General features: G+C 47.6%; 1 protein-coding gene. It reads left to right on the top strand.

Annotated elements, in window-relative coordinates:
- Window positions 1-1,017 (top strand): MGH1-like glycoside hydrolase domain-containing protein (locus R7P72_RS26215; protein ID WP_411912916.1); only part of this gene is annotated, 1,017 nt, incomplete at both ends.

Below are 1,017 nucleotides of genomic sequence, written 5' to 3'. Positions count from 1 at the left end.
CATTCGCACGGTATTCCAAGAGCAAGTTCAAGCTGATGACAAGATCCGTCCGCAAGACAAAGGCTACTTGCTGGATGTGTTGACGTACACCAAACCTGTTAGTCGTGGTGGTGCTGGCTCTGAAAACTGGAACGAACGCAATACGAAACCATCGTTGGCGGCATGGTCTGTGATGGAGGTGTATCACGCTCTCGTGAACCAGTTTGATCGCCCAGAAGACGCGCAAAAATTCATTGATGAAATGTATCCGAAGTTGGTGGCATACCACGATTGGTGGCTATCCAACCGCGACCACAACCAAAATGGTGTGCCTGAATACGGCGCGGCAGTAGACCCAGCACACAATACAAAAGAAGGCGTGATGTACGTTTGGGTAGAAACGCGCGATCCTAACTTCACGACCATTATTCCTGCAGAAGACATCATCGAGCAAAACGGTAATTCTTATAAAGTAAAAGGCATGGCGTCTTACAATAAGATTCTCGATGAAGTGGATTACATGACGATTCACGTCGGCGCACAAGAAGCGGCGGGCTGGGAATCGGGCATGGATAACGCGGCTCGTTTTGGCTTTATCTACAACATCCACAACATGAATTCGCAAGCTGAAGACATCAGCAACCCAGACAGAAATGTGGATCAACTTGGTCGCTACGCGGCAAGTGCGTACGGCTTTGATAACAGCATCAAGCTGGAAGGCGAAGAGTGGGTGTACAGCAATACGTCAGCGGAAAACTTAGCGAAACTCGATCTTGCGAAGAAAGATTGGGAAGTTCGTTTTGCAGAAAATCGCACCAACAATAATGCTGCGGACGGCGAGTTGCTTGGCTTCTCTATGCTGCAAGAATCGGTGGATCAAGCCTCTTACATGTACTCAGACAACAAATACTTAGCGGAAATGGCGAAGTTGGTGTCCGATGGCGTAGAAGGTAAAGATCGAGCGCAAGAATTCCTAAATGGCGCGGAAAAAATCAAGACTTACATTAACCAATGTATGTTTGATGAAAGCACAGGATT

It is taken from the genome of Vibrio sp. Vb0888, assembly GCF_033338835.1.
Lineage (GTDB): Bacteria > Pseudomonadota > Gammaproteobacteria > Enterobacterales > Vibrionaceae > Vibrio > Vibrio alginolyticus.
Note: the sequence above shows the minus strand (reverse complement) of the source record. Positions and strands in the feature narration are given on the sequence as shown.